Below are 17,552 nucleotides of genomic sequence, written 5' to 3'. Positions count from 1 at the left end.
CGGGCCCTTCGGTGCAGGCCCGCGGGCTACCCCCTGCCGCCCGCCGATGCGGCCATCAGCCGTGTCACCTGCGCCGCCGAGGTGCCGAGCCCCCGGGGGCCGCCGAGGTGCCAGGGGGCGCCGTGCCCGCGCCGCAGGTCCTCCTCGCGGTACCGGCGGCAGCCCCGGTGCCAGACCAGGATGCCCGCGATCCAGTGCTTGAGCTCCAGCACATAGCCCGCCAGCACCTCCCGCGCCTCGGCGTCCAGCCCGAAGTCGTCGTACAGCACCGGCAGTTCGACTTCGGCCACATGCAGGAACTGCCGCAGCCGGGAGTTCATCAGGTCGTGCACGATCGCCACGCCCGTCGGATAGTCGACCCCGAAGAAGTTCTGCACGACCAGGACGCCGTTGTGCACCTCGCCCTCGTACTCGATCTCCTTCTGGTACGAGAACAGGTCGTTCAGCAGGCACGCGTAGTCGGCCGCGGCGTTCTCCAGCGACCGCATGGGACCGCTGCGATAGACCGCTTTCGGCACCTTCCTGCCGTGCCCGAGCCGGCACAGGCTCATCGTCAGGTCGGAGCCGAAGGTCGCCCGCCGCATCTCCACGTAGTCGACCGGATCGGGAATACGGTTCTGCGCCTGGTTGGCCAGCTCCCACAGCCAGCTCGCGGTCATCGACTCGATCGCGTCCCGGAAGGTCCGCCGCGCGCCCAGGTCCATCGGCGCCGCGGTCCTGCGCCACAGATCACCCAGCGACCGCTCCAGCGCGTTGACCGGCTCCGGGGCGCCTGCGCCGTCCAGCGGCATGAAGAGCGAGAGCCGCTCGTTGGCCAGCCGCGCCCCCGACAGGTCCCTGGCCCGCCCGTGCACCACGGGGAACCAGTCGTCGCCGTACGTCCCCCAGGCCAGCCACCCCGAGGAGAGGTCCAGCTCGTCCGGCGTCGCGTCCGGATGCAGTCCCGCCGCACACAGGGGCAGGTCGATCGCCAGGATCCGCTCCTCGTCCCAGATGTGCGAGCCGGGAACCCCCGGCTGCGCCTCCAGGATGCCCATCCGGCGCGCCCAGTCGACCAGCCGGACCCGGGCACCCGCCAGGTGCGGGCTCAGCGTCGTCCCGAACGGCAGGTCGAAGTCGGGCAGGAGGGAGGGGCCCACGTGCTGGTACGGCAGATGGCTGTGGCTGCGGGCCCGCGCCGTCTCCGAGCGCGGTGTGAACCTGATCGAGGCGGCGGACATGCCGAAGCCCGCCACCGCCTCGCCGGCCCCGCCCCCGTTCATGTACCGGCTGGAGCGCATGTGCCATTCGTGGCCGCCGGACTGCCAGTCCTGGAGCCCCTTGACGTACGCGAGTACGGACGCGGTCCGCGCCGGATCGAGGCCCTTCTCCGCACAGAGCGGGCCCAGTTCGGTGAGGGCGGTGTTCTCGAACTGCTGGAGCCGTGAGGTCAGCAGGTCGTTGACGGCCTCGGCCGCCTCCTGGGTGGAGCAGCCGAGGAACTTCTCCAGGACCAGGACCCCGTTGCTGTTCTCACCCTCCTCCTCGACCTCGCGCTGGTACGAGAAGAGGTCGTTGCGCAGGTGCACGCCGTCGGAGAAGGCATCACGCAGGACCCGCAGCGGGCGGGCGTCGGCCACTGCGGCCGGCACCTCGGCATCGGCCGCGTACTCCACGAGCCCGGCCGACCAGGGCGCGCCGCCGACCTTGCGGCGCATCTCGATGTACTCCACGGGGTTGGCGATGCGGCCCTCGTTGATGTTGGAGAGCTCCCACAGCGACTCGTTGAGCAGGTTCTCCGTCGCCTCCGCGAACCGGGCCCGCCAGGCGTCCGACATCGCGGGCACAGTCCGCGCCCACAGATCGGCCAGGCCCGCCTCGACGGGGTTCTCCGGCTCCGGGGTCGCGGCCCCCCGCTCCATCGGCATGAAGGCGGGCAGCCGGTCCAGGTACCGTTTGCCGCCCTCACGGTCGGGCGTGCGCTTGAACAGCTCCAGGAAGTGGTCGTCGAAGAAGAAGACCCACACGTACCAGTCGGTGACCAGGGACAGTGCCTCGGCCGAGCAGTCGGGGTGGGTGTAGGCGCAGAGCAGGGCGTAGTCGTGCGCCTCCAGGTCCTTCTCCTCCCAGATGCCGGATCCTTCCAGCATCCCCATGCCGCGCGCCCACTGACGGGTGTGGGTCCGTGCCGCTTCGACATGAGGGTTGAGCCGCGCCGGATACGGAACATAGAAGTCCGGCAGTGAGAAGGGCTGTGCCATGTGCGTCAGGCCTTTCCAGAAGCCTCCGCGCGGAGTGCGCGCGGACCGGTGGTGTCCGCGCCAGCACTACCCTTCGGCCATCCGGGGCACGCATGACGGCGATTAGTCACATCATCGCGGTCCGGTCTGCGCCCGGTCTGCGCCTGTCTGTTCCGTGGCGGTCCGCTCAGTACGCGGAGTCGACGTTGTCGATCGAGCCGTACCGGTCCGCGGCGTAGTTGGCGGCGGCGGTGATGTTGGCGACCGGGTCGGTGAGCTTCTTCGGGGTGCCCTTGACGTGGTAGGTGTCGAAGGTCGGCTGGATCACCTGGAGCAGGCCCTTGGAGGGAATGCCGTTCTGCGCGTTGATGTCCCAGTCGTTGACGGCGTTCGGGTTGCCGCTGGACTCGCGCATGATGTTGCGGTGCAGCCCCTCGTAGGAGCCGGGGATGTTCTTCTTCTTCATGATGTCGAGCGACTCGCGTATCCAGCCGTCGAGGTTGTTCTTGTACTGCTTGGGCGCCGCGACGGCCTTGCGCTCGGTGGAGCGGTTGGCGGCCTGCTTCTCGGAGCGCTCCTTCTCGGCAGCCTTCTTCGCCGCGGCCTTGCGGTCGGCCACGGCCTTCTTCGCCGCGGCCTCCTTGGCGGCCGCCTTCTTCGCGGCGCTCTCCTGGGCGGCCTTCTTCGCCGCGATCTCCTTCGCCGTGGGGGCGCCGGTGGCGATCCTCTCGGCGGCGACGGAGGACGTGGCCGCGGCGGGCTGTGCCTCGCTCTGCCCGCCGGTCGCGGCGATGGCCGTGACGGAGCCGGCCGCGACGAGCACGGCGGTGGCGAACTTGTGGGAGCGGGTGATGCGGATGGTGCGGGGCATGCGTGAGCTCTTCCTGTTGGGGACGGGATCTGCGGCCCGTGGCCGCTGAGCGGAGACCGAGGGGATCGGCTGCCGACCGCCGGTGGGCGCTCGTCGCAGACTCGGTCTCGGTGCTTGCCGGGATCCATGGTTAACGGCCATCAGGACAGGAAGCAATGACCCTATTTACTACCCCTGATAGGAGATTAGGCGAAATGTCCGCTTCGGGTGTTCGGTCGCGCCGCAGGGGAGTGCTGTGACCCACTATCGAAGTGACCCACTATCGAAGGTCGTAGGTGACGTGGGTCTCGTGGCGCGCCTCACCCGGGGCGGGCCTCGGCATGACGAGCGGTCACTGTCCCGTCACGGAGGGCCGGTGCTCTCGCGGCCCTCCGCCACGCCGTGCGGTCACGCCATGAGGCAGGCCCGCCGAAGAAGCAGTTACACCCCAGGGGCAGCCACACCGCAGGGGCAGCTACGCCCGAAAACAACGCAGCGCGCTGCGGTACCGGTGTGTCGGCACCGGTCCCGCAGCGCGCTTCCCTTGTGCAGTGGTCTCTCAGCCCGCCTTGCCCACCCACCCTCGGCGCGAGGCGGGCGGACTCAGCGCGTACCCACCGCCGCCCGCACCGCCCGCCGCGCCATCGCGCAGTCGTCGTGCAGCCGGCGCAGCAGCAGCCGCTGCTCCTCGCCCGAGGAGAGCGCGCCCGGCCGGTCCTGGCCCGCGCCCGCCGCGGGCGCCTCGCGCATGGTGCGCTGCACGGCCGTCTCGTAGTTACGGATCTCCCGGGTCAGTACGAGCATCAGGTTCACCAGGAACGCGTCCCGCGCCGCCGGTCCCCTGGCCTGCGCCAGCTGGCTGATCTGACGCCGCGCCACCGGGGCGTCACCCAGCACCGTCCACAGGGTCGCCAGGTCGTAGCCCGGCAGGTACCAGCCCGCGTGCTCCCAGTCGACCAGCACCGGGCCGGTCGGGGACAGCAGGATGTTGGAGAGCAGCGCGTCACCGTGGCAGAACTGGCCCATGCCCTGGCGCCCGCCCGCGTGGGCCAGACCGTGCAGCAGCTTCTGCAGGTCGCCCAGGTCGCGGTCGGTGAACAGCCCGAGCTCGTGGTAGCGCGAGATACGCGAGGCGTAGTCGAGCGGCGCCTCGAACAGCCCGGGCGGCGGCCGCCAGGCGTTCACCCGCGCGATCGCGCCGAGGGCGGCACGGATGTCGGCCCGCGGCGGGGCCTCCGCCGGGTGCCGGGTCAGCGCGGCCACCCGGCCCGGCATCCGCTCGATCACCAGCGTGCAGTTCTCCGGGTCCGCCGCGATCAGCCGGGGCACCCGAACCGGGGGGCGGTGCCGGACGAACGCGCGGTACGACGCTATTTCGTGCTGGAACCGTTCCGTCCAGGCGGGCGAGTGGTCCAGTAAACACTTCGCCACGGCGGTGGCCCGCCCGGTGGCGCCCACGATCAGGACGGAACGGCCGCTGCGCCGCAGGACCTGGACCGGGTTGAACTCGGGGCAGATGCGCTGCACGGAGGCGATGGCCATGCGCACCTGCGCACCCTGCGGCCCGGAGAGGTCGATCCTTCCACTGAGAGGTCCGGCGCCCGGTCCCGCCGCCCGCCTGGTCCGGCCCAGACCCTGCGCCGGTGCGCCGCCGTGAGGGGCGAGATACGGCCCGCCGCCCGTCCCCATGGGGCGGAGCGGCCGGGGCGGGGCGGACACGGAGGACGATGCTGTGTACATGGGCGGGACAGATCCCTTCGTGCGCCGACAAGTTACGGGCGCCAACCCGGCCGACGGCCGTTCGGCACCCTGGGGAGTACCTAGGGCTGCCGGGCGGGGTGGCGCTTTCCTACCTGACACCGGAGCGCGGGTGGCAGACCATCTGGCGGACCCTGGCGAACCCTGGCGAATAGTCACAGCGCATCTGACAGGGGGTTAGTGTCAAGTCAGCCGAGAACCTGGGGGCTTGACGTGACCGGAGAACCCAACACCCGCCTTTCTGACCTGTTCGGCCTGGCCGGCTGGTCCAAGGGCGAACTCGCGAGAATGGTGAACCGGCAGGCGGCGGCCATGGGCCACCCGCAGCTGGCCACCGACACCTCGCGGGTCAGGCGCTGGATCGACATGGGGGAATCCCCCCGTGATCCCGTGCCCGAAGTGCTGGCAGCCCTGTTCACCGAGCGGCTCGGCCGTGTCGTGACCATCGAGGACCTCGGGTTCGGCCGACGCGGGCGTGTGGGAAAACGGCGTGACTCAGGGACGGAACACGATCCCGATCAACTGCCGTGGGCGCCCGAGCGGACGGCGGCGGTCCTCACCGAATTCACGGGAATGGACCTCATGCTCAACCGACGCGGCTTGGTGGGTGCGGGCGCCGCGCTCGCCGCCGGCTCCACCATCGCCGGCCCCATGTACGACTGGCTGCACAGCAACCCCGCTCCGGCCCTCGACGCTCCACGTGCCAACGATCCCCAGCACGCCGACCCCGCCGGCCTCGACCGGTACGAGGCCGCGCCCGTGGGATCCGAGGAGATCGAGGCCCTGGAGCACTCGGTCGAGGTGTTCCGCGCCTGGGACGCCTCCCGTGGCGGCGGACTCCAGCGCAAGGCCGTCGTGGGCCAGCTCAACGAGGTGGGCGGCATGCTCGCCTACCGTCACCCCGACCATCTCCAGCGCCGCCTGTGGGGCGTCGCCGCCAACCTCGCCGTACTCGCGGGCTGGATGTCCCACGACGTCGGCCTCGAACCCACCGCCCAGAAGTACTTCGTCATCGCCGCCCACGCGGCCAGGGAGGGCGGTGACCGGCCGCGCGCCGGTGAGGCGCTCTCCCGCGCCGCGCGCCAGATGGTCCACCTGGGCCGCCCCGACGACGCCCTCGACCTGATGAAGCTGGCGAAGTCGGGCTCGGGCGACGAGACCCTGCCCCGTACGCAGGCGATGCTGCGCACCATCGAAGCCTGGGCACAGGCGGCGATGGGCCGGGGCCAGGCCATGCGGCGCACCCTCGGCGAGGCGGAGGAGCTCTTCGTCTCGGACAAGGGTGATGTGCCGCCGCCGAGCTGGATGCAGATGTTCGACGAGGCCGACATGCACGGCATGCAGGCACTGGCGTTCCGCACCCTGGCCGAGCACGACACGGCGGCCGCGTCCACCGCCCAGCGCCATGCCAAGCAGGCGCTGGAGCTGCGGATCAACGGACGCCAGCGGTCCAAGATCTTCGACTACATCTCGCTCGCCTCGGCCTGCTTCATCGCCAACGACCCCGAACAGGCCGACCGGTACGCCCGGCTCGCCCTGGTGTCGATGGGGGAGACCTCCTCGCACCGCACCTGGGACCGGCTGCGCGAAATGTACCGGCTCACCGGCCAGTTCGCGGGCTACGGCAAGATCCAGGACCTCCGCGAGCAGATCGAGCTCTCGCTGCCGCAGAGCCCGGCCGCCAAGAAGACCAGGGGTGCGCAGGCCTGATCTCTGTACGCGTCCGCGGGCGGAGACCGTAACCGCCGCGCGAGCCTGCCGTCATGACGCCCCGGCAGCCCTCACGAACGATCCTGTGCGCGCACGCGCTCCCTCACGCCCCGACCCGGGCGACCAGTACACACGCGGCGTCCAGCTGTTCGGCCCCGCCGAACTCCTCGACCACGCCCCGCACACACTCCTGTGCCGTACGGGCCTGTGCGAACCGCGAGGCGAGGGCGAGCAGCGTCTCCGGGCCCGCACCCCGGTCGCTGCGCCGCGTCAGGCCGTCCGTGTGGAGCACCAGCACGTCGCCGGGGAGCAGAGGGACCTCGTCCTGTTCGTAGGCGACGTCGTAGGCGACCTGGGACGCCGCACCGAGCAGCACCCCGTCCAGGGACGGCAGTTGCCGTCCCGTTCCGTCACGGAAGAGGAGGGGCGCGGGGTGTCCCGCCTGTGCCCAGGAGAGGACGCCGGTCGCCGGGTCGAAGCGGCAGCACAGGGCGCTGCCCAGGGCGGGCTGTATCGATGTCTCTAGGAGGTGGTCGAGGTGACCCATCAGGGCGCCCGGCTCGATACCGGCGATGGCCATGCCACGCAGCGCGCCGGACATCATGGCCGTGGCCGAGCCGGCGGGCATCCCGTGCCCGGTCAGATCACCGACGGTCAGCAGGGTCCGGCCGTCCGGTAACTCCATCGCGTCGTACCACTCGCCGCCGATGAGGCCGCCGGAGGCGGACGGGAGACGGCGGGCGGCGATGTCCAGGGCGCCGGCGCCCCGTCGCGCAAGGCCTGGCGAACCGCGCCACGACGCATGGACGCTCTCCTGGAACTCCACGGCCATCCACTGCTCCACGCGCCCGATCCGCTCGTCGCGCCGGGCCGAGTCCCGGCTCCGGCTGACCGTCTCCTCGCCGCGGCGCAGCTCGCTGACGTCCCGCAGGAGGGCCCACATGGCGGCGGTGCAGCCCTCGGAGTCGAGGACCGGCTCGCCCGTCATGTGGAGCGTGCGCACCTGGTTGTCGGGGAGGACGATACGGAACTCCCCGTCCATCGGCCGCCCGTCCACGAGGCAGCCCGTCACCATGGAGGTCAGCTTCGGCTGGTCGTCGGGGAGCAGTACGGAGGGCAGGTCGTCCAGCGAGAGCGGAGGTGAACCGGTTGGCCGGCCGAAGATCTCGTACAACTCCTCGGACCAGCTGACCTCGTCGGTGAGGAGGTTCCATTCCGCGCTGCCCACCCGGCTCGGCGCGGCACCGGCCGGCGGGCCGTCGGGGAGGGCATGGCCCTCCCGGTCGGTGGCGCGCTGGGCCGGCGGACCGGCCCTGAGCTGACCGAGGTGCTCGTCCAGGTTGTCGAGGTGCTGGACGGCCAGGTCGCACAGGGCGCGCTGCCAGCGCGCCTGGGGCCCGTCCTCGTCGGTCGCCGTCGTGTTCCGTCCCACCGCGTCCACGTCCCCGCGCAGCTGACGCGTGCGATGGATCAGGGCGTCCACGGCGTCGCGCGCGGGAGGCTGTGGTGCGGGGCGGTCCGCGAACAGATGGGACGGCATCTCGTACTCCGATACAGGCGCGGCGCGGCCGGGTCTTGGGGTGGACCGCTATCGACTGTCGCACAGGCCGCGGCGGCCCGTAAGGGATACGGCAACACTCGACGAGGTGTTGCTTCTGGCATATGCCACGGGCTCCGCGAGAGGGCTGAGTCTCCGAACGGGCGTACGGAGCCTCGGGAATGCCGGGGGTGTGGGCCGCGTTATGGCACCAGAACGAAAACGAATCCCATTCCCGTTACGGGGGTGGGGTCGTCCAGCACCACGGGAGGTGCCCATGGCACGCAACGACCTCAGGCCCGTCGTGACCCTCCGGTCCACCGCCGGAACGGGCAGCAGCTATGTGACCCGCAAGAACCGCCGCAACACCCCCGACCGGCTGGAACTGCGCAAGTTCGACGCCGCCGCCGGGCAGCACGTCCTCTTCCGCGAAAGCCGCTGACCGCCGCGCGCGGAGGAATCCGCCCCGTCACCGCCACCGCCACCGCCATCCGCGGTGAGGAATGGAACGCATCGATGAAGTCCCGTATCCACCCCGTCTCCCGCCCTGTGGTCTTCCGCGACCGCGCCGCGGACGTCGCTTTCCTGACGCGCTCGACCGCCGACTCCGGCGAGCGCGTGAGCTGGGAGGACGGCAACACCTATCCCGTCATCGACGTGGAGACCTCGTCGGCGAGCCACCCGTTCTGCACCGGGGGCCGTCAGGTGCTCGACACGGCGGGCCGCGTCGAGCGGTTCCGTCGCCGTTACGGCGCCGGCGAGACGTCCCGTGGCTGACCGGTAGCTGACCGGACCGGCTGCGCCGACGGGGGAGCCGAGACCCGTGCCCTGGATCACATCCCAGGGGGCGGGTTCCCGGGAACAGTCCCAGATGGTTTATCGTTCATCTATACGTGGGTGTGAGGGGGACGGTGTCCCCGGGCCTCACCGACAGCCCATGGGAAAGCTCGCTCAGCCGAAGCCCCATGGAGCCACTCGCCGGGAGGCGACCGCCCCTCACCCGCACTCAAGCCGCCCCGGCTGGATTCCCCCGATCCGGCCGGGGCTTCCCCGTATCCGGGCCCGGCCGCCGCCCTCCGCGCGACGCGATGTCGAGGACCAGCGCCCCCGCAGCCAGAACCACCGCACCCAGTGCGGCCCCCGGGCTCCACCACCGCTCCGCCGAGGCCGCGAGTGCCGCCCCGGCCACCACCGCCCCCAGCCGCCCCAGCACCCAGACGTCCCCCGGCTCCAGCTCCCGTGCCGCCGCGCGGCCGACGAGCGAGGTGAGGGTTCCGGTGAAGTAGTTCGTCGGCGTCACCCGGATACGCCCCTGGATGCCCATCGCCAGCGACACCAGGGCCAGCAGCCCGAGCCGGTCACCGTACGACTCCACCAGATCCAGCCCCCACAGCACGGCCGCCGCCCCGAGCAGGACGACCTCGGCCGGCAGCATCACCCCGAGCGGCAACCCCGGCCGCCCCGTCGGCAGAGCACCGGACGCGGCCCCGCAGGCGTACGCCGCCAGGGCGGTGACCACCCGCGGCGCCACCCCGTCCTCACCCGCTCCGGCGGCCGAGGCCCCCAGCAGGACCAGGTTCCCGGTCATCACCCCCGCGAAGACCTGTCCCACACAGAGGAAGACGAACGCGTCCGCCGCCCCGGAAGCCGCCGACAGGAGCAGCAGCGCCCACGCGCCGCGCCGCGGAGAGAGGTCGGCCCGCGGCGCGGCGGAAGAAGGGGACGAAGGCGGGGGAGCGGAGCGCACAGGAGCATTCTCGGCACGCACACGCTCCAGCACCGCACTCGACGGGTGGCGCGGCGCGGCGCGGGCCGCCGCCTCCGGTCACCCGGACCGGCGCCCGGTCAGATCGTCTCGTCGAGATCCTTCGCGTAGTGCTCGATGGCCGGCCGGTACCTCTGGACCCGTCCGTCGTCACTGGTCGACGCCACCAGCCGCAGCAGCAGCTGCATCGCCTCGTGGTGCTCCTCCGTGTTGAACAGGGCCATCGCCAGGAACGTCTTTAGCGCCCCGTCGTCCGGGAACTCCTCGACGCCCCGTCGGAGCGTCTCCACGGCCTGCCCGTACCGCCCCAGCACCCGGTAGGTACTGCCGAGCCCCAGCAGCGCCCCCCTCCGGTCCTCCGCTCCGAGCCCCGCGCCCGCCAAGCTCCGTTCGTAGTACGCCACCGCCTCGGTCTCCAGGCCCAGGACATCGTGGATCCAGGCGGTGCGGTAGGCCACGTCCGCGTCGTCGGGGAACCGGGCGGTCAGGGCGAGCAGCCGCTCGCGCGCCTCCCCGGCCCGGCCCTCCTCGCGCAGCCGGTCGGTCTCGGCCAGCAGGTCCTTCTTCTCACGTGCGCTCATACGCCCATCGTCGCAGGCGGAACCGGACCACCGGACGATTTTCGGGCCCGGACGCCCGCCCTGGTGTGTTCCGCCCCCGCGCGGGCACCTGTCCGCCATGACTGCAGAGGTGAAACCCCTGACACGACAGGGGGCATGGGCGCGGGTACTGCTCCGGGTGACCGTACTGACACTGGTGCTGCTGGGACTGGTGGCGTTCTCCGTCTTCCTGGCCAAGGTGACGCTCACCCCCTCACCGGCCTCCGAGGACATCGTCACATCGAATCTGCGGCCGGGCCGGTCCCTGCGCCAGTACGCCGAGGACTACACCTTCCTCGCCGCCTGCAAGCAGGCGGGCGGGAACCTGCTCCTCGGTGTGCCGTTCGGGCTGCTGCTGCCGTTCATCGTGCCCCGCCGCCTCCGGATGGTCAGCATGACGCTGCTGACCGCCGCCGTGATGACCGTCGTGGAACTCATCCAGGGCGCCCTGGTCGCCGGCCGCGCCTTCGACATCGACGACGTCATCCTCAACACCGCGGGCGCCCTGATCGCCTACCTGCTGGTGGGCCGCCGGATCAGCCACCACTACCACGCGCACGCACATGCCCCCCGAACACCGGCGGAGAAGCCCCGGCCGAAGGCGGTCGCGGAGCCGGCGCCGTCGCCGACCCGGACCGAGCCCTGGTCGAAGGCGCCGGACGGGCGCCCTGCCGGGGACACCGCGCGGCCCGGACCCGCTCGCGCCCTGCTCGACCGGGTCCGCAGGCGCTGACGGTTCCTGCCGCCGGATACCCCTGAAGGCGCCCGCCCGCCGGCACCCCTCACCCTCCCTCCCGTATGCACGCCACCCCGGACCGGAACGCCCCGGACGAACGAACGGAGACCGGATGTCGGTCGACCTCATCGGTTTCCTCGGCGTGGTGCTGGTGGCCTACATGGTGCCCGGACCAGACTTCCTCGTGGTCCTCCGATCGGCGGCCGAACACCCGTCGAAGGGACGAGCCGCGGCCCTGGGCGCCCAGGCGGGCCTCTGCGTGCATATGCTCGCCGCCGCCATCGGGTTGTCGGTCATCGCCGCCCGGTCCCCGCTGGTCTACGACGCCATCAAGCTGCTGGGCGCCGCCTACCTGATCCACCTCGGCATCCGGGCGGTGATCGCGGCCCGGCGGGCCGCACGGGACCGGTCCTCAACGACGGACACCGGCCCGGCTGCCGCGCCGCAGCCGCCCCGGCCGGCGGAATCGGCAGGCGCCCGATGGCGGTCCGGATTCACCCAGGGACTGCTCACCAACGTCCTGAACCCCAAGGCAGTCCTGTTCTTCCTCAGCATCCTGCCGCAGTTCGTCCACGGCGACGGATCGGCGACCCGTCAGATCCTCTTCCTCGGCACCCTCGACGTCCTCATCGGCATCGTCTACTGGTTCGCCCTGGTGGTCGTCGCCGCCCGGCTGCGGACCCTGCTCGCCCGTCCCGGGGTCCGCAGCCGCTGGGAACTGACGACCGGATGGCTGTTCATCGCCATGGGTGTCGGCGTCGGCGTCGCGGCAGCCTGAAACCCGCCGCTCCACCCGTTCGGGTCGCGGCCGTTCGCGGGGGGAAGCCCGCGGCGGCAGCGTGGGGGCATGTCCTGCGCGTGGATGTCGTACGGACCCCCTGCCGAGGAGGAGCGACAGGGCCGATGGCCGGTGGAGCCCGGGCCGCAAGGAGGCCGACGCCGACGAGTTCAGACCCGTCCTCGACATCGTCGAGCCCGGCCGTCAGCGCCGGCTCACGGTCCTGCTGCGACTTCTGCTGCTGATCCCCCACTTCATCGTGCTGTTCGTCCTGCACATCGCGGCCTTCTTCGCCGTCGTCGCGGGCTGGTTCGCCGCCCTGGTCCTGGGGCGGCTGCCCGAGCCCGTCTTCCGGTTCCTCGCCGGGTTCCTCGGCTACGACATGCGCGTGTCGGCGAGCCAGATGCTGCTGATCGACCGCTATCCGCCCTTCGCCCTGATCCCGCCGCCCGACTACCCGGTCCGGATCGACGTACGGCCGACGGCTCTCAACCGGCTCGCGGTGCTGTTCCGGATCCTCCTGATGATCCCGGCGGCGATCGTGCAGAGCCTCGCGGTCTACGGGTGGTGGGCCCTGGCCTTCGTATGGTGGGTGATCACGCTGGTCCTCGGCCGGATGCCGCGGCCCCTGTTCGAGGCGACGGCGGCCACCCTGCGCTACCGGACGCGCTTCTCCGCGTACGCCATGATGCTCACCCCGGCCTACCCCAAGGGGCTGTTCGGGGACGACGACCTCGCCGTGGCGCCGGGCCGCTCCCGCTCCGCCACCCGGCCGCTGATCATGAGCGGCGCCGCGAAGTGGCTCGTGGTGCTCTTCCTGGTGCTCGGCGTCGCGGGCGACATCACCACATCGGTGACCACCACCACGACCTCCGACGACACCACGGAGCTCCCCGGCCGCCCGTGAAGACCCCGCGTCTGCGTCTGCCTACCCGAACCGGCCCATTCCGCAGGGAAGATGGGTTGAAAACGCGGCGGTGGGTCACATGCAGTCCATGACGTCCAGCGACGCAATCACGGACACCGCCCCGCAGAGCGGGAAGAAGCCCACGCCCCGTCCCGGGCGGGGCCTGCTGAAGGCCGTCGGCATCATCGCGGCCGTCCTGGCCCTGCTGTTCGCCGGCGGCAAGCTCAGCCTGCTGCCGAGCCTCGACGGCCTCTTCGGGGAGGAGACCCACGACCGGTCCGGCCCCGCTGTGCTCAAGTCGATCCAGGACATGAGCGCCTACGAGGCGGCCTCGGGCAACTTCCAGGTCGTCGTCGACCTGGAGAAGGACGCCAAGTTCCTGCCCGACGCGGTACGCGGCACCCGCACCCTGTTCGTCGGCGCGGGCACCGTAGGCGCCTCCGTCAACCTGGGGAAGGTCACCGAGGACGGCGTGGTCGTCAACGAGGACCGCACCACGGCCGAGATCCGGCTGCCCCGCGCGGTGCTGGGCAGGCCGGCCCTGGACCCGGACCGCTCCTACGCCGTCTCCAAGCAGCGCGGGCTCCTCGACCGGCTCGGCGACCTCATCTCCGACAACCCGAGCAGTGAGCAGGCGGTCAACCAACTGGCCGTCCGGCACATCGGCGAGGCGGCGAAGGAGAGCGGGCTGACCGCCCGCGCCGAGAAGAACACCGCCGACATGCTGAAGGGGCTGCTCGGCTCCCTCGGCTTCGAGCGTGTCACGGTCCGCTACGACGACTAGGGCCTGTCCGGCACACCGTCCCCGAACCGAGGAACCAGCGGGCCGACCGCCGACGGAGGGGCAGCAAGGGCGGCCGATCCGCAGGTTTCGCCAAGACGATCCGCAAGCGCGGGAACGAAGTCGAGCGGACGATCGACGCGTGGAAGAACTTGTGGGCCTAGGCCACGAGGTTCGACAGGCGCGGCTGCATCCTCCACGGCACCGTCACGGTCGCCCCGATCCGACCCCGGCTCCGCCCGTGGTCCCTGCCGTATCCACTAGCCGGTCGTGCCGTCGAGCATCTCGCGCAGGATGTCCAGGTGGCCGTTGTGGCGGGCCGTCTCCTCCGTGAGGTGGAGGAGGATCCAGCGCAGGTCGACGTGGAGGCCGTTGCGGATGGTTCCCTCGGCCCGCTCGTCCAGGTCGTTTCCGGCGACCAGTTCGCGGTAGCGGGCGCTCTGTTCCGCGTACTCGTCGAGCAACCGCGTGAGCGGGAAGTCGACGGCGATACGCATCTCGCGGTCGGGGTCCTCCTCCGTCATGGGGGCCCGGTCCTCCTCGCCGAGGAAGACCACCTGGAACCAGTAGTACTCGACCCAGCGCAGGTGGTTGATCACTGCGCTCATGGTCATCAGCGGTGTGCCCGGCAGGAGCGCCTTGCGTGCGTTCTCCGCGGAGAGGCCGGCGCACTTGGCGCGGGCGGTTTCCCGTGCGTAGTCGAGAAACGTGGTGAGCTGGGTGCGCTCATCCCACGCGGGCGGTGTGTCATCGATTCTGGTCATCATGCGAAGCGTCCCCGATCACCGCGCCCGCTGTCGAGGTGTTTGTCGCCGGACGGTCACCGCGCCGAGCCGGGGGCACCATCGACCCCAGGCGTGTTTCAGGAGGCGGGTGACTCGTGGGCGGCGGGCTCTCCGGCCAGTTCCAGGCAGCGGCATGGCGCGGATGCTCAACGTAGTCGAGCGGATACCCTTCGTCAGCCAGCTGATGGATCATCAGTGCTCGAGGGGATTCCCGAATGAACCGCATGCGTACCGCCCTTGCCGCGCTCGGCATCACCGCCGGACTGATCACCGCCCCCACGGCGACCGCCGCCCCGCAGCCCGACGCCCCCGTGGCCGCCGAGCGGCACGAACCCTGCACCGGCGAACACCGCGGTGATGCCCGGCTCGGCCCCAAGTGGCTGCCGAACAACCGTCTCGCTCCGGTCGGCCCGCTCCTGAAGGGTTACCAGCGCACCGGCGGCCTCTCCCCGCAGGCCTTCCTCAAGAAGTACTGGGAGGGGCCCGCGGACACCGGAAGCTGGAAGTACCCGCCCAACGACGGCTTCGGCGAGATCAACGGCGAGATCGACAAAGAACCTTCCAAGCTCCGCCCCGGCCAGCGCCTGGACCGCTTCGGCTCGGAGTACGGCGGCTACCTCGCCCCGGCCGGCGACGCCTACGCCGAGCGTGCCCTGCCCCCGCAGAACCTCAACACCCGGGAAGCGGCGACCCCCTGCGACTACCGGGTCTACAAGGTGGCGAAGCCCTTCTGGGTCTGGCAGGGCAGCATCGCCCCGTGGTTCGAGCAGCCCGGCGGCGGCCGGCAGATCAAGCTCGACCCGGTCTTCCTCGACCCGGGCGAGGGCCGGCGGCTGAACGTGAAGTGGCTGCTGGACCACGGCTACCTCACGCCGGCCGGCGCGTAGCACCCCGTGGACCGTCAAGCAGTGCACGCCGCACTCATGGAGGCCGGGATCCCCGGCGGCTACTACCGGATCGAAGGCGTCCACGAACCGGTCCCCACCCCGCCCGACTTCCTCTTCCTGCGACGGGCGGCGGGCGGCGGATGGGAGACCGGCGCGCACGAACGCGGCCGGGACGAAGTCCTCGCCCGCCACCCGGACGAGGCCGCCGCCTGCGTCCACCTGCTGCGGCTGCTGGTCTGACCCCTCCCTTCCTTCGCCCCGGCCTCCCCGGCGCGATCCAGCAGCAGCGCTCCCGCGAGGTCAGGCCGCTGTCCGTCAAGTGGATGCGTCGCGCGGCGCAGGGGCCCAGGCGGTGTGTCGCAGCCGGGTCGCCACGGTCCGGGAGGCCAAGCTGATCGGATGAACAGTGCAGGCATGCTGGCCGAGGCGTTCGACCGGGTCCGGGAAGCGGTCCACGCTGCGGTCGACGGACTCCCGGCCGACGACCTCAACGCCCGGCTCGACGACGACGCGAACTCGATCTCCTGGCTCGTCTGGCACCTCACCCGGGTCCAGGACGACCACATCGCCGACGTTGCGGGCACCGGCCAGGTCTGGCTCACCAAGGGCTGGGCCGACCGCTTCAAGCTCCCCTTCGACGACGCGGCGACAGGGTACGGGCAGAGCAGCGAAGAGGTCGCCGCCGTCCGCGTGGACTCGGCCGATCTGCTCCTCGGCTACTACGACGCCGTCCACGAACAGACCCTCGGCTTCGTCCGCGGACTGGACGGCCGCGCCCTCGACCGCATCGTCGACGAGGCCTGGTCACCCCCGGTGACCCTGGGTGCCCGGCTGATCAGCGTCATCGCCGAAGACCTCCAGCACGCGGGCCAGGCCGCATTCGTCCGGGGCGTACGAGAACGCGCGTGAGAGGGGCGGCGGACGGGACGCCGCCGCACCCCGTGCACCCTCCCAACAGCGGTGCCATACTCGGAAGCAGTCCGCCGCAGAGGCTTGTCATCGTCCGAAAGGCGACACGTCATGAGCTGGGCATCGTGGACGACCAGCGGTGTCTTCGCGGGAACAGGCGGAGTCCGCACCGAAGAAGCCGGCATCCTGAGCGGAGACCTCACGGTGCACACGACGTGGTCCGAGGGCCAGGCCTCGGTGGCCGTGCAGTACAGCGGCTCGTCGGACTGGTTCACCCTGGCGGGGAGCCCCGTGCCGTGCGCCTCCGAGGAGGAGAGCCGCGCCTTCCACCAGAGCGTGGTCGAAGCCGTGCGCGCGGGAGCCGGAGCCACGGTCCCACCGGACGGCACCGCCCCCGCCGCACCGCCCGCCCCCGCCTCCTGATGCCGACCTCGAAAGCCGCCTCCCGCCGCGTCCGCCGCGCCCCATAGAGTGACCCGACAGGATCCGTTCCCCACCGGGGCGGGTGCGGGGGACACGGGGCGAGGAGCGGCGGCATGGTACGTGCGGGTGCACGGCGGGCGGGGACGAGAAAGCACCGGCCGTTCTGGATGGAGCTCCCGCTCCTCATCGGGGTCGCCCTGGTCCTGGCCCTGCTCATCAAGACCTTCCTCGTCCAGGCCTTCTCCATTCCGTCGGAGTCCATGCGGAACACCCTGCGGAAGGGCGACCGGGTCCTCGTCGACAAGCTGACCCCGTGGTTCGGTTCCGAACCGGAGCGCGGCGAGGTGATCGTCTTCCACGACCCGGCGGGCTGGCTCGACAACGTGGCCGTCGACCCTCCCAACACCGTGCAGAAGGTGCTCACCTTCGTCGGCGTGATGCCGTCGGCCGAGGAGAAGGACCTCATCAAGCGGGTGATCGGCGTCGGCGGTGACACCGTGGAGTGCGCGGGCGACGGACCGGTGAAGGTCAACGGCAAGGCCCTGGACGAGCCCTATGTGTTCCCCGGCAACACCCCGTGCAGCAGGGACGACAGGGGCACGTTCGAGGTCACCGTCCCCCCGGGCATGCTCTGGGTGATGGGCGACCACCGTCAGGAGTCCGCGGACTCCCGCTACCACCGGGACGACCGCAACGACGGCATGGTCCCGGTGGACGAGGTCGTCGGCCGCGCCGTCGTCGTCGCCTGGCCGGTCGGCCGCTGGAGCGGCCTGCCCGTCCCCGCCACCTTCTCCACCGCGGCCGAGGCGGCCCTCCTGCCGGGACCGGCGGCGGTGGGCGCCGCCGTCCCGCTCGTCCTGCTGCGCCGCCGCCGGGCGTCGCACTGACGGCGGCCGCTCGGCGGAGGA

General features: G+C 71.4%; 19 protein-coding genes. 12 read left to right on the top strand and 7 right to left on the bottom strand.

The annotated features are described in order from the left end of the window. Positions 1-26: 26 nt before the first annotated feature. From ACIQAK_RS17110 to ACIQAK_RS17100, 3 genes are all read right to left on the bottom strand, one after another. The gene (locus ACIQAK_RS17110) at positions 27-2,240 is read right to left on the bottom strand and encodes a terpene synthase family protein (RefSeq protein ID WP_366389552.1); all 2,214 of its coding nucleotides are present in this window, start codon (positions 2,238-2,240) and stop codon (positions 27-29) included. Between the two features lie 166 nt (positions 2,241-2,406). Next, positions 2,407-3,090: a transglycosylase SLT domain-containing protein gene (locus ACIQAK_RS17105; RefSeq protein WP_366389553.1), complete on the bottom strand. Its 684-nt coding sequence runs from the start codon at positions 3,088-3,090 to the stop codon at positions 2,407-2,409. Between the two features lie 582 nt (positions 3,091-3,672). Next, positions 3,673-4,809, bottom strand: coding sequence for an aminoglycoside phosphotransferase family protein (locus tag ACIQAK_RS17100; RefSeq protein ID WP_366389554.1), 1,137 nt, complete (start codon positions 4,807-4,809; stop codon positions 3,673-3,675). 231 nt (positions 4,810-5,040) lie between these two features. Here ACIQAK_RS17100 and ACIQAK_RS17095 point away from each other — a divergent pair, with 231 nt between their 5' ends. Beyond that, positions 5,041-6,537 (top strand): hypothetical protein, encoded by a 1,497-nt coding sequence (locus ACIQAK_RS17095; RefSeq protein ID WP_366389555.1) that lies wholly within the window; start codon positions 5,041-5,043, stop codon positions 6,535-6,537. 103 nt (positions 6,538-6,640) lie between these two features. On the opposite strand, the gene ACIQAK_RS17090 is transcribed toward ACIQAK_RS17095, so the two are convergent. Further along, on the bottom strand, positions 6,641-8,077 hold the full coding sequence (locus ACIQAK_RS17090; RefSeq protein ID WP_366389556.1) for a SpoIIE family protein phosphatase: 1,437 nt from the start codon (positions 8,075-8,077) through the stop codon (positions 6,641-6,643). A 274-nt stretch (positions 8,078-8,351) separates the two neighbouring features. On the opposite strand from ACIQAK_RS17090, the gene rpmG reads away from it, so the two are divergent. Beyond that, complete coding sequence (gene rpmG / locus ACIQAK_RS17085) at positions 8,352-8,516, top strand: 50S ribosomal protein L33 (RefSeq protein WP_366389557.1); 165 nt, start codon at positions 8,352-8,354, stop codon at positions 8,514-8,516. Positions 8,517-8,590: 74 nt separating this feature from the next. Continuing rightward, positions 8,591-8,851 (top strand): type B 50S ribosomal protein L31, encoded by a 261-nt coding sequence (locus ACIQAK_RS17080; protein ID WP_366389558.1) that lies wholly within the window; start codon positions 8,591-8,593, stop codon positions 8,849-8,851. Positions 8,852-9,080: 229 nt separating this feature from the next. Here the strand turns inward: ACIQAK_RS17080 and ACIQAK_RS17075 are convergent, their stop codons facing one another. Then, on the bottom strand, positions 9,081-9,821 hold the full coding sequence (locus tag ACIQAK_RS17075) for a YoaK family protein (RefSeq protein ID WP_401848257.1): 741 nt from the start codon (positions 9,819-9,821) through the stop codon (positions 9,081-9,083). Positions 9,822-9,919: 98 nt separating this feature from the next. After that, on the bottom strand, positions 9,920-10,420 hold the full coding sequence (locus ACIQAK_RS17070) for a tetratricopeptide repeat protein (RefSeq protein WP_366389559.1): 501 nt from the start codon (positions 10,418-10,420) through the stop codon (positions 9,920-9,922). 97 nt (positions 10,421-10,517) lie between these two features. Between ACIQAK_RS17070 and ACIQAK_RS17065 the strand changes: the two genes are divergently transcribed. The 4 genes from ACIQAK_RS17065 to ACIQAK_RS17050 all read left to right on the top strand — a co-directional run bounded on the left by ACIQAK_RS17065 (position 10,518) and on the right by ACIQAK_RS17050 (position 13,643). Continuing rightward, positions 10,518-11,171: a VanZ family protein gene (locus ACIQAK_RS17065; RefSeq protein WP_366389560.1), complete on the top strand. Its 654-nt coding sequence runs from the start codon at positions 10,518-10,520 to the stop codon at positions 11,169-11,171. Between the two features lie 115 nt (positions 11,172-11,286). Next, on the top strand, positions 11,287-11,952 hold the full coding sequence (locus tag ACIQAK_RS17060; RefSeq protein ID WP_366389561.1) for a LysE family translocator: 666 nt from the start codon (positions 11,287-11,289) through the stop codon (positions 11,950-11,952). 100 nt (positions 11,953-12,052) lie between these two features. Further along, entirely contained in the window at positions 12,053-12,859 is an 807-nt protein-coding gene (locus ACIQAK_RS17055; RefSeq protein WP_366389631.1) for a DUF4389 domain-containing protein, read from the top strand. A gap of 88 nt (positions 12,860-12,947) precedes the next feature. Beyond that, positions 12,948-13,643 (top strand): DUF4230 domain-containing protein, encoded by a 696-nt coding sequence (locus ACIQAK_RS17050; protein ID WP_366389562.1) that lies wholly within the window; start codon positions 12,948-12,950, stop codon positions 13,641-13,643. A gap of 257 nt (positions 13,644-13,900) precedes the next feature. Here the strand turns inward: ACIQAK_RS17050 and ACIQAK_RS17045 are convergent, their stop codons facing one another. Then, positions 13,901-14,404 carry a DinB family protein gene (locus ACIQAK_RS17045; RefSeq protein WP_366389563.1) on the bottom strand — a complete coding sequence of 168 codons (504 nt, stop codon included), beginning with the start codon at positions 14,402-14,404 and terminating at the stop codon, positions 13,901-13,903. 236 nt (positions 14,405-14,640) lie between these two features. Between ACIQAK_RS17045 and ACIQAK_RS17040 the strand changes: the two genes are divergently transcribed. The 5 genes from ACIQAK_RS17040 to lepB all read left to right on the top strand — a co-directional run bounded on the left by ACIQAK_RS17040 (position 14,641) and on the right by lepB (position 17,531). Continuing rightward, complete coding sequence (locus ACIQAK_RS17040; protein ID WP_366389564.1) at positions 14,641-15,312, top strand: TNT domain-containing protein; 672 nt, start codon at positions 14,641-14,643, stop codon at positions 15,310-15,312. 6 nt (positions 15,313-15,318) lie between these two features. Next, positions 15,319-15,552: a hypothetical protein gene (locus ACIQAK_RS17035; RefSeq protein ID WP_366389565.1), complete on the top strand. Its 234-nt coding sequence runs from the start codon at positions 15,319-15,321 to the stop codon at positions 15,550-15,552. Positions 15,553-15,711: 159 nt separating this feature from the next. Further along, positions 15,712-16,221, top strand: coding sequence for a DUF664 domain-containing protein (locus ACIQAK_RS17030; RefSeq protein WP_366389566.1), 510 nt, complete (start codon positions 15,712-15,714; stop codon positions 16,219-16,221). 111 nt (positions 16,222-16,332) lie between these two features. After that, positions 16,333-16,644, top strand: a complete 312-nt coding sequence (locus ACIQAK_RS17025; RefSeq protein ID WP_366389567.1) for a hypothetical protein — start codon at positions 16,333-16,335, stop codon at positions 16,642-16,644. Between the two features lie 113 nt (positions 16,645-16,757). After that, the gene (gene lepB / locus ACIQAK_RS17020) at positions 16,758-17,531 is read left to right on the top strand and encodes a signal peptidase I (RefSeq protein WP_366389568.1); all 774 of its coding nucleotides are present in this window, start codon (positions 16,758-16,760) and stop codon (positions 17,529-17,531) included. Positions 17,532-17,552: the final 21 nt, after the last annotated feature.

The organism is Streptomyces sp. NPDC088706, from assembly GCF_044752765.1.
In the GTDB taxonomy this organism is placed as follows: Bacteria; Actinomycetota; Actinomycetes; order Streptomycetales; family Streptomycetaceae; genus Streptomyces.
This window is presented reverse-complemented; position numbering and strand designations above follow the sequence as displayed.